Source organism: Pseudoalteromonas sp. Xi13 (assembly GCF_003952205.1).
Classification (GTDB): domain Bacteria; phylum Pseudomonadota; class Gammaproteobacteria; order Enterobacterales; family Alteromonadaceae; genus Pseudoalteromonas; species Pseudoalteromonas atlantica.
Window position 1 is genome coordinate 1,871,839 of sequence record NZ_CP034439.1, and the last position, 18,057, is coordinate 1,889,895.

The following is an 18,057-nucleotide window of genomic DNA, read 5'->3' on the forward strand; positions in this document are numbered from 1 at the left end:
ACCTAGTAAGGATTACTTTGCTATAGCCTCAAAGCGTGGCATGTTATTGAGAACTGATTTAGGCGGGTTACCCTTATAAAATAACCAAGGGTAATAAAACTCACGTAATTGCTGATGATAATCACGAATTTGCTGCTCGTATGCATACGCTGCGACTGAGTCGGTTTGGGCGGCTCGTGTTAAACTGCGCTGCAATAACAGCGGTGGCGAAAACCACGACACAACGCCTGCTAAGTCATATTTTTTAGCGGCTGCGTCTCGGTATGCTTTTGAAAGCGGCGCTGCTTTTAAATCGCCCATTTGCTGAAATGCGTAATACCATTTCCACTCAAACTCACTGCTCATAGCAATGTATGGCGCAAGTGCTGGGTACTCTTTAATAAAAGGCTGCATAGTGGCAGATTTAGGTAAATCCCAGGCATCATTTACCGCCTCACGCTGAGTAAGCATAATGTCGCCACCCTTAGGCGAATGCACCGACTTGTTTATAGCAAGGTCGCCTAAAATAGGAATAATAAAAGCAAATAATACCCATAAGCCAATTAGGCCAGAGGCAACGCGCGGGGCACTAGTTGCGTTTTTTCCCCACCACACACTCAGCGCAGTCCAAAATGCAAGGTATGCAATACAAAGCAGTGATACATACGTAATTTCAAACGCGCTTGCCCCAGCTATAAATGCACCTATAAAAAATGGCAGCATTAAACACACTATTGCTGCTAAAAACCTTACCGTTATACGTGCGCCCCACAAAGCAAAGTACGATTTAGCCGTAGTAACCAGTAAGTCGTGCCTGCCGCTAGTGCGCTCATTTGCAAATAAGTCATGAAACAGCAAAATAATAACCAGTGGTGCTAAGGCGCTAATTACAAATACAAAATCAATTTTACCGGCCTGTGCCAGCTCGGCATTTTGCGCATCGCTTTCGTAAATTTGCCCCTCTATGGCCAATAAATTAATACGGTGTTTCCACGGGAATATATCGCGTTCCCCTAATGCTGCAAAAGCAAGGTTAGATGGCTGAGAATACGTTAAATGAAAACTGTAATAAGCCAGCATGCCCGGATCGTCTTGCTTTTTCTGCACTTTAGCGCGATCGCTTTGATCTGCCTCTTTTAAACGCTCTATTGTTTGCTGCTGCGCACTTACTTCGCTGAGCCCGCTGTATATTGCAAAGCCCGATAAAACAAAGCTACATAACAGCAATACCACAAGGTACTTTTGACGCAGTAAAAAGCCCCATTCTCGTGTAAGTTGTGTAATTAAATAACTCATATCAAACGTTTTCCTACCAATTTAATACCGCCTACAAGTACTACAATCCACAGTATTAACTGTAAAAAAGCAGGTACACTTCTTTGCGCGCGAACATCAGCGCTATCTACATCAAAGGTAAAGTTTTGCAGTATTTGCCAGTTCTCTGATCCTACGCGCGCTTTTTTAGTAGCCTCGGTATTGGCGTTACGGTTCATATCAACTTGGTAATCAAGCTTTTCAATGTGTACTTTGTTAAGCCCTTGCACAAAATCAAAGCGCAGCTGTTCGGTTTCGCGTAAAAAGCGATGATGGGTTTCTATGCTTGTGCCGACTACAATCATCGACAGCGAGCGAATAGCCACCATAGGCGATACCCAACCAAAGTAACGCGATACCTGCGTTTGTTTAAGCTCACTTTGCATGCGCTGCTCGGCAAACTGGTTTAATACCTTAGTTTGTTTGGCCTCTGATTCACTGGCCACTAACCCTCTAAAGTTTACTGGTAGCTCATCAATGCTGCTTACGTTGTATTTTTTAAGCAGAGATTGTTTAAATTGCTTAAAGGCGGGATCGTTGGTGTTATGGCCATCACCTAGTTTTCTAAGCTCAGCTTTTACTGCAAAGTCGGTTTCTATTTTTCCGGCCGATGGCACAGCCGTAGAGGCACTGGTACTTGCTACGCGCGGCATAACAATGCACAGTAAAATCCACACAAACGCAAGCGCTGTAAAGCTGCCACTATTTTTACTAAACACGCTCGATGCTAATAAAACAACTAACACCCACACGCTTAAATACAATGCATAGCCCACAATAAAACTAACAACTGCTAAAAGGCTCTCACCCGCGCTAAGCGTAAATAACGCCGACACCGCTAATGGCGCAATAATTAACCCAACAACACACAAAAGGGCCAGCCCTTTACCCGCAATCAGCGTGCTGCCTTTGGTGCCTTGCGCCAATAAATACGAAAGGGTTTGCGATTCGCGCTCACGGCTAATAGAGCTGTAACCAATTAAAATAAGCAGTAACGGCGCTAATGTTTGCACTATAAAAGCTGGCGTTAAGCTACCAAGTTTTGTTAAAGCTGTGCCTTGGCGCTGCTCGGCAAACATTGCACTATTTTGCCTATGCCCTTCTAAAAATATTGAGTTACCTGTGTAAGCATCAATCCCCGGATCTAGGGTACTCAGTGGGGTTGGTGTTCTAAAAGCGTAATGCCCGTAATGCACCATTCTGTGTGGGTGGCGATCGGGTTGCTCAGCAAAGCTTTGCTCTGCATTGCTTTGTAATTCATTACGAGTGTGGCTAAGTTCGTGCATTGTAATGGCAGTAACCACCACCGATGAAAGCGTAAGTAATAAACCTATGGCTAAAACAGTCATCGCCAGTTTAGAGCGAAGCCAATAGCGCCACTCATCTTTGGCAACTATCACCACCTTTGAAAAATTATTTTTGCTCATTACGCGCCTCTTTGTGCAAACGCGGCATGAACTTGCTCGGTATCAATACGGCCGTTTTCTGGCGCGTCAAATTCGCCCACCAGCTCGCCCGCTCTTAATAAACCAATTCGGTTTGCAACTTGGCATGCGCCGTATACATCGTGCGTTACCATTAAAATAGTAGCGCCGGTTAATGCAAGCTCACGCACTAACTGGTTAAACTCATCAATAGCAACAGGGTCAAGGCCCGATGTAGGCTCATCGAGTAAAAATATCGGGGCTTGGCGTAAAATAGCCAGTGCAATCGCGGTTTTTTGCCTCATGCCTTTAGAATACGTTTGCATAGGACGCTCCCATGCAGCTTGTTGCAGCGCTACACGGTTAAACGCAGCATTAATTTGTTCATCGGTTTTTTTAATATCAGCAAGCGATAAAAAATACGCCACGTTTTCGCGGGCAGTTAAATGCGGATATAACGTTGCCGACTCTGGCAAATACGCCGTTTTACCGCGTACAAAATCAAGTGCGTGTGTTACCTCTTTGCCCGCTACTTTTACAGAGCCTTGAGTGGGTTTATTAAACCCGAGCAAAGTTTTTAACGTGGTTGATTTACCCGCCCCGTTTCCGCCAAGTAACGCGTAAATTTCGCCCGAGCCTACGCTAAAGTTTAAGTTTTTTAAAATGGCGTTGTTTTTAATGCTAAAACTTAACGAGTCCACTTCAATAATGGCTTCGCTTTTAACTGTTTGAGCAGCGGCTTGTGTTGTATTTAGGGCTTCATTACGTGTTTGTTCCACACGTGGAGATTCTTTCAGTGATGTTTGATTAACAGCTGTAGGTGTACTCACATTCAAACTCTATTAAGGGAAATTAGAATGCGTTGAATGTTATACTATATCAAATACATATTGCAACACTATAACATATCAATAATTAACAAATGATGCAGGAGTTTTAATAGTGTTACCTACGTTGATTTATTCAACGGGTTTTGCCTATTACAAAACACATAGCCATTTAGGCTAAAATCATTTCAAACGCAGCGTTTAATATTAAGTACTTAAGTTATTTACGCCTTACCTTTAAAGTAAATTGAACTATTAAGTTTTCAATTGCTAGAATGCCAACCTATTTTTCTATCAAGAGATACAATGGCAAATTTCAATACTCATCTTAATACTGCAGTCATCATCACAGGTTTAGGCTCGGCCACTTTATTAACTGCAGGCCATATTGATTTAAACGGCGCACTTTGGTTATGGTTTTTAGGCTCAATTGGCGGCTTATTACCCGACATAGACTCAGATAACTCAACCTCGCTCAATACTATTTTTAACTTATTCGCACTAAGCGCTGTATTACTTGTGCTGCATTACATAACCACCGAGCTAATAATCGAAATTAGCTTTATTGAGCTAATCGTAGTGCCGTTATTAGTGTACGGGTTTATGAAATACATTATTAGGCCTATTTTTGAATGGATCACTGTGCACAGAGGCAGCTGCCACTCATTATTATTTTTAGCGCTATGCGCGCTGTTAACAACGCAAGTAACGTGGCAACTAAACGAGCAAACAACCACACAAGCAGCCACCTTTGCCTGGTTAACAGGAGGGTTTATTTTAATCGGCGGGTTAATTCATTTATTACTCGATGAAATTTACAGTGTAGATTTAAGCAATGTCACCATTAAACGCTCCTTTGGCACCGCGTTAAAAATAGCCGACTTCGACAATAAATTAATTACCTTGGCATCAATAATTGCCATTGCAGGTTTAATCTATGTAGCCCCGCCTACAGAGCAAACTATTATCGCATTAAGTGATTGGTCTCATTTTAGGCTTTTATCTTAATAAATAACATTTATAAAAATACCCATAAACATTGTTTATGGGTATAAATGCTTATTTAAGCGATTGTTTTAATTTGCTTTCTAATAAAAAGCCAGCTTAGTTAGTCGAAATCACCCCAACATTTAATTTAAAAGTTAATTCACAAAAAGGATAAGAGGCGCATCTCTTTTAAAGGCTCAACAGCTTAACTCAATGCGGCTTTGCCAATTTAAGTTTCATTAAAAGCGCAAGTTTTAGCCTATTTGATATTACTTATTATTTTTATTGGTTTTAGTGAAATAATTACTCCGCTTTACCTGTCTTATAGCAGCAATACTTTCATCTGTTTGATGTATGCAAAGAGACTGCAACTTTTAAAGCGTCAAATATAAAATTATAAGAGGTACATAATGGAATTTACACATAAGCGCACCACCCTAATTACAGCATCGTTATTGTTGGCGTTGGCAATAACCCAGGCTATTTTTACTGCCCTTTACAGTGCTGAAATTAGCTTTTCAAGACAGTATGCATGGGGACTAGAAGCCGTGCTGTTTACTGTGCTTGTGGCCTTTGCAAGTACCACTATGGTGCAAGCTAAAAACGCTCAACTAGGTTGGTCGGCTATCACATTTAGCGCAATATTAAACATAGTACAGGTAAGCATTGGCCTAACGTTGTTTTCAACATTTGGCAAAGTAGCGGGCGCAGTAGAAGGCGCACAACCTTTAATTGGTGGCGTGGTGTCTTTATCATTCATGATTTACTACGCAGCTAAATTATTATTAGGCTTAGCAGCCCTTGTATTTGGCCTATCTTTTATTGCTAAAGGTGGCAAAGCCATTGGCGGCCTTACAGCCCTAGCAGGCGCAGTTGCAATGCTTGCCAATGCTATATTAATTATTGCTGGGCGTGATGGGTTATTACCATCAGGTGTTGCTGGTGCATCGGGTATGATTGCAACGTTACTTTTAGCAATCTGCTTATTTAGCCTTAACCGCAAACAAGACTAAGGCTTAGTGCCTTTTTAGTAAGGCAGTTACTTAAATAGGTTATAAACATCGGCGTGTATTAGAATGCTAATTCGCCGATGTTTTGCGTTTAAGTGTTTATATTTAAAGTGCCAGCCACCTTAAATATTTATAGTTAGTTCACAAAGAGGCTCTGAGGCGCTTCGCTTTTAGAGGGTAGAAATAGCTAATATCAAAACCTTTTAACCGATTTATGTTTTGATGTATGAAGACTAGATTTGAGCCCAATTACTTTTAGCCATTAATACCCCTTAATATATGCAAGATTATAGTGCCTAACTCCTCCCACTAACGGCGCAAGGTAGAGTGTCCGCCGGCCGCTGGGAGCGTATTTGATGACTGTGTTAAGCATTTTTTATCCTTTTAAGTTCGTTAGAGAATACAGTTAAATCCTCTTCAGGAATTGGTAATATAAAGGCCAGTTTATTTCCATACCCTCCTAATGAAGTACCAAGTAAAACTGCATCACAATCATTTTTTATAAATACCCTATCGTGTATCTCATTTGTTTCCACAAAGCGTACTTTGATTTTTCTAGAACTGATCATTTTATTAAATTTACTAAAAATTCTGCTATTTGGCCCAGGCAAATGAAATACTTCTAAGTATTTAACAGATAAAGGAATTAACTGTAGAATAAAGTCCGTGTATTTGCTTTCCTTATCGAATATTTTATTGGGGCCACTCCATGAGAAAAAGTATGGATCAGCAATTGTTAGGCTTTCAGCACCATGAAGCTGACGGTCTAAATATTTTCTTTCTTGTTTTATCCGGTTTGGAAGCCCAGTCAGAAGTTCCATTACTCCTTCATAGTTTTTGCTTTTATAAGATAATGCACATTTTGTTCGCCTATTAGCAAGCTCGCCAACTTGTTTTGAAAGTTGATGTACCTGTTCCTGCAGCTCCCTCATCCTGTAGTAGTCTCTACCAAAGCAGAAATCCCTCCTTCTATACAACTTTTCAATAGGAAAATCTGCTTCTTTTAATAAGCTAATTTCTTCTTCTAAATGCGCTATTAGCCTTTCACGATAACGATCCATTATGACTCTCTAAATTTTTACCTAACGCTACATTAAGATGTGAGCAACGCTACCACAAGACCTAACCATACAATCATAAACACGTAACCCAACGATGGAATAAAAATGCCAATCGTTAGTAATCACCCACAAATACTTTGTTATGGGGCTAGTTTTAGATGATCTAAGTGCGGAGAACAAAGATTTAAAAACACACTTTTCCAGCGTTCTGGTAATACGTTAAACTCTTCACCCCAGTTTTGAGAAATGTGCTCATATGCCTTATATGGTTTTTCACCTGATGGTGCATCATAACCTAACAAATCTTCGATACACTCTTCGATCATGATTCTGCGTTCTGCGCCTGTTTGAGCAAGAATAGGCGCATTCATTGCTTCAGCCCTCTCAGTCCCAGCATCTCGATCGTGCATAAAGATATAATTAACATCTAATGCATTTAGGTATTTAGCTATAGAAATCAGCACTGCTTTACCACGAGCTCTCAGGAATTCACAATTTCCTATAACCCTAGCTTTATCTTCAGAGCTTAAACGTTTAATTGTTTCTCTGACGACAACTTCTTCTGTGTCTCCTTCCACAAATATACATTTTTTTGTAAAGAACATTCTTGAGATATAGTCATCAACTTTTAAAAGCATCTTCAAATTTTGCTTTTCATCCCGTTGAAGATCAGAGAACGCATTTTCAAGATTGAATGATGTAGTTCCAGTAAACCCACCATCGACATATGAAAACTTAGTTAAGCTAATGCTCTTATCTGTACCAAGGTTTACCATATATGGAGAATGAGTAGTCGCTACAATTTGACAACTAGGTCCAGCTAGTTCGTACAACGAATCCCTGAGTTGATTTGAAGCCGAAGGATGCAAATAAATTTCAGGCTCTTCAAAGCAGAAAATTGTACTTCTAGGGTTTTCTGCATTTTTATTCACAAATTCCTGTACAAACCTCAGTAATTGGAACGCTGTTGCTCTGATCATGCCGTGACCTTGGTATGAGACTTCTGTTTTTACATTGCTTTCTAGTTCGACAGAAAACTGAGGTTTAATAGTTTTCTCTGGTTTATCTAATGCAGCAGATACATGGACAGATGAATCTGGGAACAAGTTGTGAACCATACCATTTAGTTCTTGGATTAACTTACCAAAGTCAGTTTCAGTATCACTTGGATTTAATTCTGACGCTAATTCATTTAAAAAACGCTGTGCTTGTTCATAGTTTTCCGACTGAGACCGCACCTGTTCAAATAAATCACCTAAAAGAGAATGCAATGCTCCGTTGCTTGATGTTAATTCAGATACGCATGATTCAGCTGGTACAACAACTATACGAGGTAATTTAGAAAGCACGTTACCAGGAATACCACCTGGATTTTCAACCCAACCTGGTTCTTGATCTTCCTGCACTTCCCAGTATTCAGTTAAATCTTCAAGTTTTTCTTTTACTGCTTTAATAGTTAGTTTTTTTGTAAAGTTAGCCTCCTCGAAGTATTCTTTCAAAAACTCTTCAGTGAAGCTATCGCCTACCAACTCAGATACTTGCGTTGCAGCAACAAACTGGTCTTTAGGTACTTTGGGATATTCAAGCATGTAAACTTTTGGTTTTGACAGTTTGATAGACCAAACCTTTTTGTAAACTATGCTGTTCTCGGTTTCATCTGGTAAAGGGGCTTCAGCCCTAATAATTCTTCCTTTAAAACCGACCCACTCTTTAGCTTCTTCTGGTAAATTGTGGTATTCCGCAACTATTTCAATTTCTTCGGAATATTCATACAAATCTTCATCTTCATTGTATGTTTTCGAATAATCTTCTCTCAGTGCATTTTTAGCGCTATGTAGAAGTTGAATTGCTGAAAAAACACTAGATTTACCAGCATTATTTGCACCAATTAGAAAAGTCGAGTCTCTAAAGCCAATCGTACAACCTTTTAATTTGCGAAAATTATCGATCTTGATTTCATGTAATCTCACCTAGCCACCTTATTATAATGTAGTACTGAGTTTAAGCCCCATATACCCAATTAAAGGGTAATAATATAGTTGGTTAAAATGTTGAGGAACTAAACACAGCAAGCTGTATTTTGTCCCGTTTTAACAACTAGTTTTAATCAACTTTTTACTTGTAGATTGCAACGTTAATAAAATTACCACTAGGTAATATAAACTCTTGGAAGTTCTTATTCCCAGCAACAACTTTTAGCGTTTTGGTATGTTTAATCTGTTTTACTTCACCTCTAAAACATTCGCTTTTATCATAGTCATTATATTTTGAGGCGTCGATTCCGTACTCAGTAAACTCGACAAGCCCTTTTTGAGGCTCTACTGAATAGCTATACCCAACTATGAATTCTTTACTTTTAAAGGATCTAGTTTTCTTTTGTAGCGTTTCTAAACATTCAGTTATTGCGTATGACTTACTACTTGTTTGACTATCATATCCAGTATCTAACATTAATGATGATGAACTAAGAATTTCTTTTTTCTCTGAATCAAGGAGTTGCAGAGAAACGGTATAGTTGTCATCGGCATACACATTTAAAGATGGTAGCAATGTACAAGTAACTAATATTGATAGAAGTTTTATTTTCATTTAGGTAATTCCTTTCATAGATATTAAATGATATGACTTTGGGGAGTAATAAGTGCCCAAAAAGCGTATTACTTTTTCGATAATTACGCCACACAACTCGTTTATGATCAGACAATAACAATTGCTACTCAGTAGCCTTTGTTATTTAACCCCAAAACGACTTTTAATAATGTTATGGGACAAAACTCAAATCACTGTATTTATACACAGCGATTAATTGATTCTATTTTTTTAAAGCTGAAAGCTTTATAGCCCTACCCTTTAAAACCTTGTATCGTTCTCGCATGGGTCACCATCTCTATCGCCATCCATTTTTGTATTCGGGCAGTTATTTATAAAAAATACCGCCTCTGCTCGGGAAGTCATTTGGCTACAGTGCTGCCTGCCGTCACAGGTAAAATTTTGCGTGCTTTTTGGAATCACGATTTTTGGGTATTGCTCATCAAAGGTGGCTAAATCGCCGTTGGTAATAACGGGAGTGTGGTTATTAAACTGCTCACTACTTTGATAATGGTTGTATTTATTTACTGCAACAAAACCAAGTACGGCGATAATGCTAATTGAGGCGACTTTGCCTAGAAAGCTGTTGGTAAAATTAGATTTAGCAACACGATGATGGTTTGATTTTTTAGGCGTGACTTTAATTGCAGCTACGCCTTCTATTCGGCAATTAACGGCTTTGGTTTTACCATCGGGCTGTGTAGCGACTTCAAAATAAATGGTGTCGCCCACTTTTGGCTTGCGGCTCATGTGTTTGAGCGCTGAAATGTGTATAAAGGTGTCGTGAGCTAGGGTGTCTGATTTAATAAAACCAAAGCCCTTTTCGTCATTCCACGCTTTTAACAATCCTTTGTTCATGTATTTACCTGTGCTGATTAAGCTGCGATTACGCAAATTCCATTTAAGTTAAGAGTTGTTAGTATACGTTCCTAAATTGCAACCACGCAACCAAATATTCATATTAGGTTAATTTAAGCACACTTATTACTTGCCAAAACACTTAACCGTATAGGGAAAATACCGAGCTTTGAGGTTTAAATGCAGCAATAAAATAGCCTGTTTTATTTTATAAATTACGGCCATTTGTCCTTTATTCTACTACTGCTGACTTTTGCAAAGCGATTAGCTTAACAGCTTGTTTACACTAGGTTTTGTTATTAGTTATTTCTATCTGAATTAAGCGTTTTTAGTGTGATTTTTCATTCGTTATTTACTTAATTTATCTATACAATCCACACCTTATTTTTACGTGCAATTTTCAAGTGATTATCTCATGCTATTAACCGTTGTTTATATTATTGGTATTACTGCAGAAGCCATGACCGGCGCACTTAGCGCTGGGCGAATGAAAATGGATTGGTTTGGCGTTGTACTGGTTGCCAGTGCAACAGCAATTGGTGGTGGGAGCGTGCGAGATATTTTACTTGGCAATTACCCACTTACTTGGGTTCAGCACCCTGAATACCTTTTAATTACTTGTATAGCGGGCATTGTTACTACGTGGCTTGCTAAGTGGGTGGTTAAATTTAAAGGCATTTTTATGCGCTTAGATGCGCTAGGGCTTGCGGCGTTTAGCATTATTGGCTGCCAAGTGGGGCTAAATATGGGCCTGCATTACGGTATTTGTGTAGTGGCCGCAGTTGTAACCGGTGTATTTGGTGGCTTACTGCGCGATTTAATATGTCGCCAAGCGCCTTTAGTACTCCATAACGAGCTATACGCGAGTGTATCGTTACTGGTTGCCTGCTTATTCTTGGCACTGCACCATTACAATATTGATGACAACATCAGCATTATTGTAAGCCTTGTTGCGGGATACTTAATACGTATGGCGTCAATTCGCTTTAAGTGGCGATTACCTACCTTTAGTTTGTTAGAGCAGCACGCTAAATAAATTAGGCTTTAATACAATTTAAGGCAGGTATTAAACCTGCCTTAATTAATATAAGTATAAGTATAAGTAATAGCGCCTTACTTTATTGCTCGCTAACATCACTCAGCGCCGTTTTTAAACCACTGTTATTTTGTTTTAGTACGCTAAAACTGCCGTCGGTTTCTAGCACTACAGCGGCTACATCTTCTATGGCTAATATACCCGCCCCACGAATGGCAGCGCGAATTTCTGATTTAGTTACCCGCTGCGATTTAAGTGCCGCCGTACAATATTCACCATTACTCAGCAATAGCGTAGGCTCTGCTTTTATAAGCGAAGCAAATTTAGATGAGCGCACACTTAGCCACGTAATAAAATATTGCAGCCCTATTAATACAACAAACGCGAGCATGCCCTCTAGCAGCGCAACGCTTTTTGTAATGATCACCGAGGCTAAAATAGATCCCAGCGCAATAGTGACAATAAAATCAAACACGTTCCATTTAGAAAGCGTACGCTTACCCGATATACGCAGCCAAAACACCAGCGCTACGTAACCCAGCACGCCAATAATTAGTACGCGTATTAAGCCCTGCATATCATCAAAAAACATAGTTACTCCCTGTAGTTAAAATTACGTATAGCCTTTAGTTAAACCGTACATGCTTACAAATTAAAACTGTATGAATAAGATAGGCAATAGTAATTTAAAGCAGTTTAAATTTAGACGATGGTTGATTATGATAACTTAAGCATTATATCTAAGTTTTCGCTTCTTAATTTATACAAAGGATTACCATGTCTAGCTATAACGAATCGCCAGAGCAAATTGAACAGGCCACTAAAGGTTATGTGATGCAGCAAACTATGTTGCGTATTAAAGATCCCAAACCGTCGCTCGAATTTTATCAAAATGTATTAGGTATGAAGCTGTTAGGTAAGTATGACTTTCCTGAAATGAAGTTTACGCTGTACTTTTTAGGCTACGAGCCAGAGCAGCCGCAAGGTGATGATAAAACCAAAGCTAAATGGGTATTTGGTCGCCCTGCGCTAATTGAGCTAACCCATAACTGGGGCACAGAAGACGACGATAGCTTTGAGGGCTACCACAGCGGTAACCAAGAGCCTAAAGGCTTTGGCCATATTGGTATTAGCGTACCCGATGTATACGCCGCGAGTGAGCGCTTTGCAAAGTACGATGTAGAATTTGTTAAAAAGCCAGATGATGGCTCAATGAAGGGCCTAGCATTTATAAAAGACCCTGACGGCTACTGGATAGAAATACTCTCACCTGAGGGCATTACCGATATTATTTTTGGTAAATAACTTTAACGCTTGATAAACCCGTTACCACATACTAAAAAGCCAGCTAATTAGCTGGCTTTTGTGTTTTTAAATAAGGGTTAGCTTATTTACGCAGTGCGTCTATTCGCGCATCTAGCGGTGGGTGAGATGAAAACAGTTCAGCCATCCCTTTACCACTTGCTATACCAAAGGCCATCATTGAGCCTTGTAATTGCGACGGGTGGTTTTGCTTTAATCGCTCAAGCGCTGAGCGCATTTTGTCTGCACCTACTAATTTAGCTGCGCCGCTGTCGGCTGCAAATTCACGCTTACGGCTGTAACTTGCTACCACTATGCTTGCAAGCACACCAAATACAACTTGGAATAACATGTCGAATAAAAAGTAAGACCAGCTACTACCGCCCTCTTCTTCATCGCCATTTAAAAAGTTATCAACTATGCCTGCCAGTACTTTTGCGGCAAATATTACAAAGGTATTTACCACGCCTTGTATTAGCGTAAGTGTAACCATGTCGCCATTAGCAACGTGCGATACTTCGTGGGCAAGTACGGCTTCGGCTTGGTCTTGATTCATGTTATGTAATAAACCTGTGCTAACCGCCACCAGCGAGTTGTTTTTACTTGGGCCAGTTGCAAAGGCGTTCATTTCTGGGCTGTCGTAAATTGCTACTTCAGGCATTTTAATACCTGCTTTTTGCGCTTGTGCTGATACAGTTTGTACAAGCCAGTGCTCGGTTTCGTTGCGCGGTTGAGTAATTACCTGTGCGCCCGTTGATTTTTTAGCAATCCACTTAGACATAAATAACGAAATAAACGAGCCACCAAAGCCAAATACAGAGGCTATAAGTAATATTCCGCCAAGGCTACGATGGCTTAAACCCAGCGCGCTCATTATTATTGAAAGCACTACACCTAATACCAACATAACCGCTAGGTTAGTTAATAAAAACAAAAATATACGTTTCATATTGTCCTCACAAAAATAGGTTTGATCACCGAACATAAAATAAAATTAGGTTAAAGCAATCATTACGTCATGACACACTATGTCATGGCGTTGAGGCTATTCTGTGACAAACTATGTCATAACGCAAGGGTTATTTGCAGGTTTATTAATAAATTTTTTGAGGAGTTTAAAAAGGAAGTAAAGTGTGGCGTAACGCAGTTATTAAACCTCGTTACGCCAATAAAAACAATTAGTTGCTGGTTATTCCGCTACTTGTAATGCAATTATTAATTGTTGCCATATCTGTAGGGAAACCGCGCTCTTTTGCGAGTAATTGTGCCACCTTGGTTATATTTGCATGGTTGTGTTGTTGAAGATACGTCCACTGGTGATGAGTACGATGCTCATTTATGTGCGCATCGTCGCTTATTAGGCCAAGTTTAGTAAATTCAGCCACTATTTCATCGGCAGCGATTAAGGTAGATGACGCTTTTACGTTTTCGGCACGTGCGTAGCTAATATGCGAATATAAGCTAACATCTGCAACGCGCAAGGTGTCGTCTTCTCCTGGGATTTGCTGGCCACCAAACAAGGCATTGTTTTGCGTGTTGGCGTTTTTAAATGCAGGAACAAACTCGGCAACATAATCAATCGCTTTTTGGCTACGTGCTTTTAGTACCTGCTGATCCCAGCCATTGTTTATGTAATTTAAGTATTTAGCTGGCAATTGCGGCTGTGCACTTTGCTCGTTGGTATCGGCTAGGCCATCGTTAAACAAGGTAATTGAGTTGGTCATACCATGAATTTGATAATAGCCATTAGGATACGGCGTTAGCTGTGCCATGCCCTCTGGCGTGCCACGGTTACCATAAATAATAATTTCTGGAATTTGCCCGCCAGCACCTTGCCAATGCGTAATGTAAGAGGCTTTAAATTCGACCATACGTTTGGCCTCTACACCTACCATGTCATCTACAATACCGGTTTGAAAGCCACAGGCATTAATAAGGTAGTCTACCTCTAGTGTTTGCGTAGTGTCACTTTGGTTAATTTGGTATTCAATTTTCCAGATTGGCGATTGGTTATTGGCACTGGTTTGCTCAGCTTGGCTAACTTGCTTTACCTCTGTGCTGGTAAGTACATTAGCGTGTTCGTACTGGGCAAGCGCAAGTTGGGCGCTGGCCGATAACCTAAAAATATTCCACCCGTATTCTTGAGCAACAATTAGCGGGTATTTTACCTTGTTTAAGTTAAGGTGCTTAGCAACGGGGATCATCCACTCATCTAGCGTTTTAGGCTCTGCAACCTGCTCTTTTTTACTCAGCGCTATCATTTGCTCATGACTATACAGCTGGTAGTAATTGTCGGGCTCACCAAGTACTTTGTTGTTAGGGTCTTGCTCAACTAACTCTTTATACGCGTTGGTGATTTTATTTAATCGTGGTAGTAAATCATCGGGTGAGTCGTCATCGCGCGTTGGCACTGCAAACACGGTTGGGCGTACATCTATGGTGTAGGGGTATAGCCGTAAAATATCAATACATTGTTTGAGTAAATTTATGCAATCTTCGTCTGGTATCTCACGGTATAAATTACCACCGGCATGTAAATGGCACATAGGTGGGCCATCTATAAGTGACTTTTTTTTCTCAAAAATAGTGGTATGAATCCCTAGCGCTGCCAATCGAATAGCTATTGTTGCCCCTGCTGTGCCGCCACCTAAAATGCCCACACGGATTTTAGGCTGAGCAATTGGCTTTACCTCGGGTTCCCCCGTTACCTGTGTGTTTTGAGCGAAGCGTTTAATATATGGGTGCGTCATGTAGCGGTTTATTTCCTTAGTAACAATAGCTTTAACTTGTAATATGTGTACTAAAGGGGGTAATTTCAAGGCGTAAATACAATTAATAAGCTCATGTATTTAATATGAAAACTGCTTTGCATTTAAAAACGCAGAGCAGCCACAATTAGCTCTGTATATTGAGGGTATTAAGCAAGGTTTTGTATATTTGCAGTTTAGGGGTTTGCTCGCTGTATGGGCTTATAGCCAAAATAGGAAATGGTAAGCGTGCCTTTAACGAATCAAGGTTAGCTTGGTATTCGTCCATATTTGGGTCAACTTGGTTGGCAATCCAGCCTACGCAGTTAATACCTAAACTTTGCATATGGGCAGCGGTGAGCAAAGCATGGTTTAAACAGCCTAGTTTCATGCCTACTACTAAAATTACGGGTAGTTGCTCGGCCTTTACCCAGTTATATAAATAATCGATGTTATTAATTGGCAGTGCCCAGCCACCAGCGCCTTCGGTTAGGTGGTATTCGGCACCTTGTTGTTTAAGTGTTGAGTACGCTGTACTTAGTTTATCGAGCGTAATGTTTACCCCTACTTGCTCTGCGGCTATGTGTGGCGCAATAGGCGGCGCAAAGGCAAAGGGGTTTATTACATCGTATTTGGCACTGACCGTGGCACTTTCCATTAGCATTAGTGCATCGGCGTTTACTAGCTGATCAAACGCCATTTCGCAGCCTGCGGCAAGTGGCTTAAAGCCAATTGCGTTTTTTTTATGTTGGGCAAGTAGCTTTAATAGCAAACTAGTCACGTGGGTTTTTCCGGCGTCGGTGTCGGTACCGGTAATAAAAAATTCTTTCATTTTACTGCCTTGATTAATTTTAATATTAGCTACTCATGGCTTTTTTGTAATGATAACAATACCACATGGTAAGATACACACGCTTGATTGTTTAAAAGCGGATACGCATTGCATACCCGTTGTAGCGCCGACTTAGTTAATAACCCTTGGCGTGAATTAGCATGATTTTGCGTTGTAGCACCAATGGCTTTAATAGATTTAATGGCTTTTAACGGGCTTGAATAACAATCGGTATAAATTACTTTTTGTGAGCTATTAATACTAAACCCCGCATTTTGGACCGACTGGTTTATATAAGCGTGTGTATTAAAGGTATTTATATGGCTACGGTTATCAAGCGCTGCAAACGCTGTTTTAATTTCGTTAAGCGAGCCCGCCACTACGGTACTTATATAAGCCTGTCCACCAGGCTTTAAGCTTTTATAAAGCGCCTGCATTAATTTTTCAAAATTAGCCGACCACTGCACTGCAAAATTACTAAATATGGCGTCAATACTGCTTGCTTGTAGCGGCAGGTTATCCATATCGGCGCAAACTTTTGGGTTAGTTAATGCAGTGCTTTTAAGCATGTTTAAGCTTAAATCTATCGCAATTACTTGGCCGTATAGTTTGCTCAGCTGCGAGGTATTAACCAGTGGGCCAGCTCCTAAATCTACACAGCGCTTATTTTGGTTGTAAGGCTGGGAGTTTATTAATTTAAATAAATCGCTTGCTGCCTGTTTTTGTACATTGGCATGGCTGTTGTATTGCTCAGCTGCTTTAGAAAACTTATCACTCGCCCCCTTTTTAAGCGCTGTATGAGGGCGTACTTGCTCAGCACTTTGTATAAGCGCACGCTTTTGTGAAGCCCCATTTATAGGTAAAAGCGCGGGCTTTTTATTTAAAGCTTGCTTGTTGTGGGTATGAGCTAAAGCCTGCGCAATCATGCTATGGCGCCTTTTAAGTGCTCAACAAGCGCTGTTATATCTGCATGGGTATGCGCCGCTGTTAAGGTTACACGTAACCGCGCGGTATTATGCGCAACCGTAGGTGGGCGAATAGCGGTTAGCCAAATACCCTGCTGTTTAAGCCTTTGTGCTGCGTGTAACGTTTGCTCGGCGCAGCCAAGTACAATGGGCTGAATAGCGGTGTTTGACTCCATTACCGCAATGGCGTGTTGTTTACAAAGCTGCTTAAAAAAAGCAATGTTACTACTAAGCTGCTCGCGTTTAACATCTGCACTTTTAATGGCTTGCAAGCGCGTAAGCGTAAGTGCTGCCATAAGCGGCGACATAGCGGTTGAATACGTGTAGTCGCGGTTAAACTGCAGCATGTAATTAATAAATTGGTTATTTGCTAATACACAGGCCCCGCTGCTTGCTACTGCTTTTCCAAAGGTAATAACCAGTATATCGGGAAGTGCTAAGCCTTCATCTAATAATGCCTCACAGCTACCTAAACCGGTTTTACCTAGTGCGCCAAAACCATGTGCATCGTCAATCATAAGCCAGGCATTGTGCTCTTTAGCTAAAGCAAGCAGCTCTTTTATGGGGGCGGTGTCGCCATCCATCGAAAACACCCCTTCGCTAATAATTAGCTTATTGTGTGCTTTTGATTTTTCGAGCCGCGAACGTAAATGCTTTAAATCATTATGGTTAAAGCGGATCAATGCGGCGTTTGAGTGCATTGCGCCGTCAATCAAACTGGCGTGGTTGAGTTTATCTTGAAAAATAGCACTGTTTTGCGCAGCGCTTTTATCGTTAAACAACGCTTTAATTACACTGCTATTTGCACTAAACCCCGAGTTAAACAACATGCCAGCTTCGTAGCCAAGTGCACTACATAAGTATTGCTCTAGCTGTTGTTGCTGCGCCTGATACCCAGTAACTAAGGGTGAGCTGTGGCTACCGAGTACGTTGTTTTGCTCAAGGTTAATACTGCAATCACCAAAGCCTAGGTAATCATTACTGGCAAAATTAAGGTACGTTGCGTTATTTACCGTAATGGTACGTGCTGTGGCGCGCTGCACCACATGGCGTTTACGCAATAACGCATGTTGCTGTTGTTGCTGCAAATGCGTATTTAAAAATTCAAATGGCATAAAAGGTAAGC

The 18,057-nt window shown here is 40.5% G+C and carries 17 protein-coding genes; 4 read left to right on the forward strand and 13 right to left on the reverse strand.

Annotated features, from left to right (window positions below; genetic code table 11):
- Nucleotides 1-12 precede the first annotated feature (12 nt).
- Genes EJ103_RS08445 through EJ103_RS08455 form a run of 3 tightly spaced genes read right to left on the reverse strand, consistent with a single transcriptional unit; the run spans nt 13 to nt 3,547 of the window.
- Nucleotides 13-1,275, reverse strand: coding sequence for a DUF3526 domain-containing protein (locus EJ103_RS08445; RefSeq protein ID WP_126007096.1), 1,263 nt, complete (start codon nt 1,273-1,275; stop codon nt 13-15).
- Complete coding sequence (locus EJ103_RS08450) at nt 1,272-2,720, reverse strand: DUF3526 domain-containing protein (RefSeq protein ID WP_126007098.1); 1,449 nt, start codon at nt 2,718-2,720, stop codon at nt 1,272-1,274. Before EJ103_RS08450 ends, EJ103_RS08445 begins: the two co-directional genes overlap by 4 nt.
- The gene (locus tag EJ103_RS08455) at nt 2,720-3,547 is read right to left on the reverse strand and encodes an ATP-binding cassette domain-containing protein (protein WP_206435480.1); all 828 of its coding nucleotides are present in this window, start codon (nt 3,545-3,547) and stop codon (nt 2,720-2,722) included. The genes EJ103_RS08450 and EJ103_RS08455 overlap by 1 nt, the downstream gene beginning before the upstream one ends.
- Nucleotides 3,548-3,850: 303 nt before the next feature.
- Here EJ103_RS08455 and EJ103_RS08460 point away from each other — a divergent pair, with 303 nt between their 5' ends.
- The gene (locus tag EJ103_RS08460; protein ID WP_126007100.1) at nt 3,851-4,552 is read left to right on the forward strand and encodes a metal-dependent hydrolase; all 702 of its coding nucleotides are present in this window, start codon (nt 3,851-3,853) and stop codon (nt 4,550-4,552) included.
- 389 nt (nt 4,553-4,941) lie between these two features.
- On the forward strand, nt 4,942-5,544 hold the full coding sequence (locus EJ103_RS08465) for a thiamine biosynthesis protein ThiC (RefSeq protein WP_126007102.1): 603 nt from the start codon (nt 4,942-4,944) through the stop codon (nt 5,542-5,544).
- A 362-nt stretch (nt 5,545-5,906) separates the two neighbouring features.
- Here the strand turns inward: EJ103_RS08465 and EJ103_RS08470 are convergent, their stop codons facing one another.
- From EJ103_RS08470 to EJ103_RS08485, 4 genes are all read right to left on the reverse strand, one after another.
- On the reverse strand, nt 5,907-6,602 hold the full coding sequence (locus tag EJ103_RS08470; RefSeq protein WP_126007104.1) for a hypothetical protein: 696 nt from the start codon (nt 6,600-6,602) through the stop codon (nt 5,907-5,909).
- Between the two features lie 140 nt (nt 6,603-6,742).
- Nucleotides 6,743-8,572 (reverse strand): AAA family ATPase, encoded by a 1,830-nt coding sequence (locus EJ103_RS08475; protein WP_126007106.1) that lies wholly within the window; start codon nt 8,570-8,572, stop codon nt 6,743-6,745.
- Nucleotides 8,573-8,717: 145 nt separating this feature from the next.
- On the reverse strand, nt 8,718-9,191 hold the full coding sequence (locus EJ103_RS08480; RefSeq protein WP_126007108.1) for a hypothetical protein: 474 nt from the start codon (nt 9,189-9,191) through the stop codon (nt 8,718-8,720).
- 261 nt (nt 9,192-9,452) lie between these two features.
- Nucleotides 9,453-10,049 carry a cold shock domain-containing protein gene (locus EJ103_RS08485; RefSeq protein ID WP_126007110.1) on the reverse strand — a complete coding sequence of 199 codons (597 nt, stop codon included), beginning with the start codon at nt 10,047-10,049 and terminating at the stop codon, nt 9,453-9,455.
- Between the two features lie 415 nt (nt 10,050-10,464).
- Between EJ103_RS08485 and EJ103_RS08490 the strand changes: the two genes are divergently transcribed.
- Nucleotides 10,465-11,085: a trimeric intracellular cation channel family protein gene (locus EJ103_RS08490; protein WP_058550084.1), complete on the forward strand. Its 621-nt coding sequence runs from the start codon at nt 10,465-10,467 to the stop codon at nt 11,083-11,085.
- An 82-nt stretch (nt 11,086-11,167) separates the two neighbouring features.
- Here the strand turns inward: EJ103_RS08490 and EJ103_RS08495 are convergent, their stop codons facing one another.
- Complete coding sequence (locus tag EJ103_RS08495) at nt 11,168-11,677, reverse strand: YetF domain-containing protein (RefSeq protein WP_096041721.1); 510 nt, start codon at nt 11,675-11,677, stop codon at nt 11,168-11,170.
- 185 nt (nt 11,678-11,862) lie between these two features.
- Here EJ103_RS08495 and gloA point away from each other — a divergent pair, with 185 nt between their 5' ends.
- A complete protein-coding gene (gene gloA / locus EJ103_RS08500) occupies nt 11,863-12,390 on the forward strand; it encodes a lactoylglutathione lyase (RefSeq protein WP_024033580.1) in 528 nt (175 codons plus the stop codon).
- A gap of 82 nt (nt 12,391-12,472) precedes the next feature.
- Here the strand turns inward: gloA and htpX are convergent, their stop codons facing one another.
- The 5 genes from htpX to EJ103_RS08525 all read right to left on the reverse strand — a co-directional run bounded on the left by htpX (nt 12,473) and on the right by EJ103_RS08525 (nt 18,046).
- On the reverse strand, nt 12,473-13,336 hold the full coding sequence (htpX, locus tag EJ103_RS08505) for a protease HtpX (RefSeq protein ID WP_024033579.1): 864 nt from the start codon (nt 13,334-13,336) through the stop codon (nt 12,473-12,475).
- A 229-nt stretch (nt 13,337-13,565) separates the two neighbouring features.
- Nucleotides 13,566-15,137 (reverse strand): FAD-dependent oxidoreductase, encoded by a 1,572-nt coding sequence (locus tag EJ103_RS08510; RefSeq protein WP_126007112.1) that lies wholly within the window; start codon nt 15,135-15,137, stop codon nt 13,566-13,568.
- Nucleotides 15,138-15,282: 145 nt separating this feature from the next.
- Nucleotides 15,283-15,966, reverse strand: a complete 684-nt coding sequence (gene bioD / locus EJ103_RS08515) for a dethiobiotin synthase (protein WP_126007114.1) — start codon at nt 15,964-15,966, stop codon at nt 15,283-15,285.
- Between the two features lie 29 nt (nt 15,967-15,995).
- Nucleotides 15,996-16,892 carry a methyltransferase domain-containing protein gene (locus tag EJ103_RS08520; protein WP_126007116.1) on the reverse strand — a complete coding sequence of 299 codons (897 nt, stop codon included), beginning with the start codon at nt 16,890-16,892 and terminating at the stop codon, nt 15,996-15,998.
- Complete coding sequence (locus EJ103_RS08525; protein WP_126007118.1) at nt 16,889-18,046, reverse strand: 8-amino-7-oxononanoate synthase; 1,158 nt, start codon at nt 18,044-18,046, stop codon at nt 16,889-16,891. Before EJ103_RS08525 ends, EJ103_RS08520 begins: the two co-directional genes overlap by 4 nt.
- Nucleotides 18,047-18,057 lie beyond the last annotated feature (11 nt).

Excerpts from the sequence above, each read along its gene's own strand:
- EJ103_RS08445 (WP_126007096.1), bottom strand. The coding sequence starts at position 1,275 with ATGAGTTATTTAATTACACAACTTACACGAGAATGGGGCTTTTTACTG.
- EJ103_RS08450 (WP_126007098.1), bottom strand. The coding sequence starts at position 2,720 with ATGAGCAAAAATAATTTTTCAAAGGTGGTGATAGTTGCCAAAGATGAG.
- EJ103_RS08460 (WP_126007100.1), top strand. The coding sequence starts at position 3,851 with ATGGCAAATTTCAATACTCATCTTAATACTGCAGTCATCATCACAGGT.
- EJ103_RS08465 (WP_126007102.1), top strand. The coding sequence starts at position 4,942 with ATGGAATTTACACATAAGCGCACCACCCTAATTACAGCATCGTTATTG.
- EJ103_RS08470 (WP_126007104.1), bottom strand. The coding sequence starts at position 6,602 with ATGGATCGTTATCGTGAAAGGCTAATAGCGCATTTAGAAGAAGAAATT.
- EJ103_RS08480 (WP_126007108.1), bottom strand. The coding sequence starts at position 9,191 with ATGAAAATAAAACTTCTATCAATATTAGTTACTTGTACATTGCTACCA.
- EJ103_RS08485 (WP_126007110.1), bottom strand. The coding sequence starts at position 10,049 with ATGAACAAAGGATTGTTAAAAGCGTGGAATGACGAAAAGGGCTTTGGT.
- EJ103_RS08490 (WP_058550084.1), top strand. The coding sequence starts at position 10,465 with ATGCTATTAACCGTTGTTTATATTATTGGTATTACTGCAGAAGCCATG.
- EJ103_RS08495 (WP_096041721.1), bottom strand. The coding sequence starts at position 11,677 with ATGTTTTTTGATGATATGCAGGGCTTAATACGCGTACTAATTATTGGC.
- gloA (WP_024033580.1), top strand. The coding sequence starts at position 11,863 with ATGTCTAGCTATAACGAATCGCCAGAGCAAATTGAACAGGCCACTAAA.
- htpX (WP_024033579.1), bottom strand. The coding sequence starts at position 13,336 with ATGAAACGTATATTTTTGTTTTTATTAACTAACCTAGCGGTTATGTTG.
- EJ103_RS08510 (WP_126007112.1), bottom strand. The coding sequence starts at position 15,137 with ATGACGCACCCATATATTAAACGCTTCGCTCAAAACACACAGGTAACG.
- bioD (WP_126007114.1), bottom strand. The coding sequence starts at position 15,966 with ATGAAAGAATTTTTTATTACCGGTACCGACACCGACGCCGGAAAAACC.
- EJ103_RS08520 (WP_126007116.1), bottom strand. The coding sequence starts at position 16,892 with ATGATTGCGCAGGCTTTAGCTCATACCCACAACAAGCAAGCTTTAAAT.
- EJ103_RS08525 (WP_126007118.1), bottom strand. The coding sequence starts at position 18,046 with ATGCCATTTGAATTTTTAAATACGCATTTGCAGCAACAACAGCAACAT.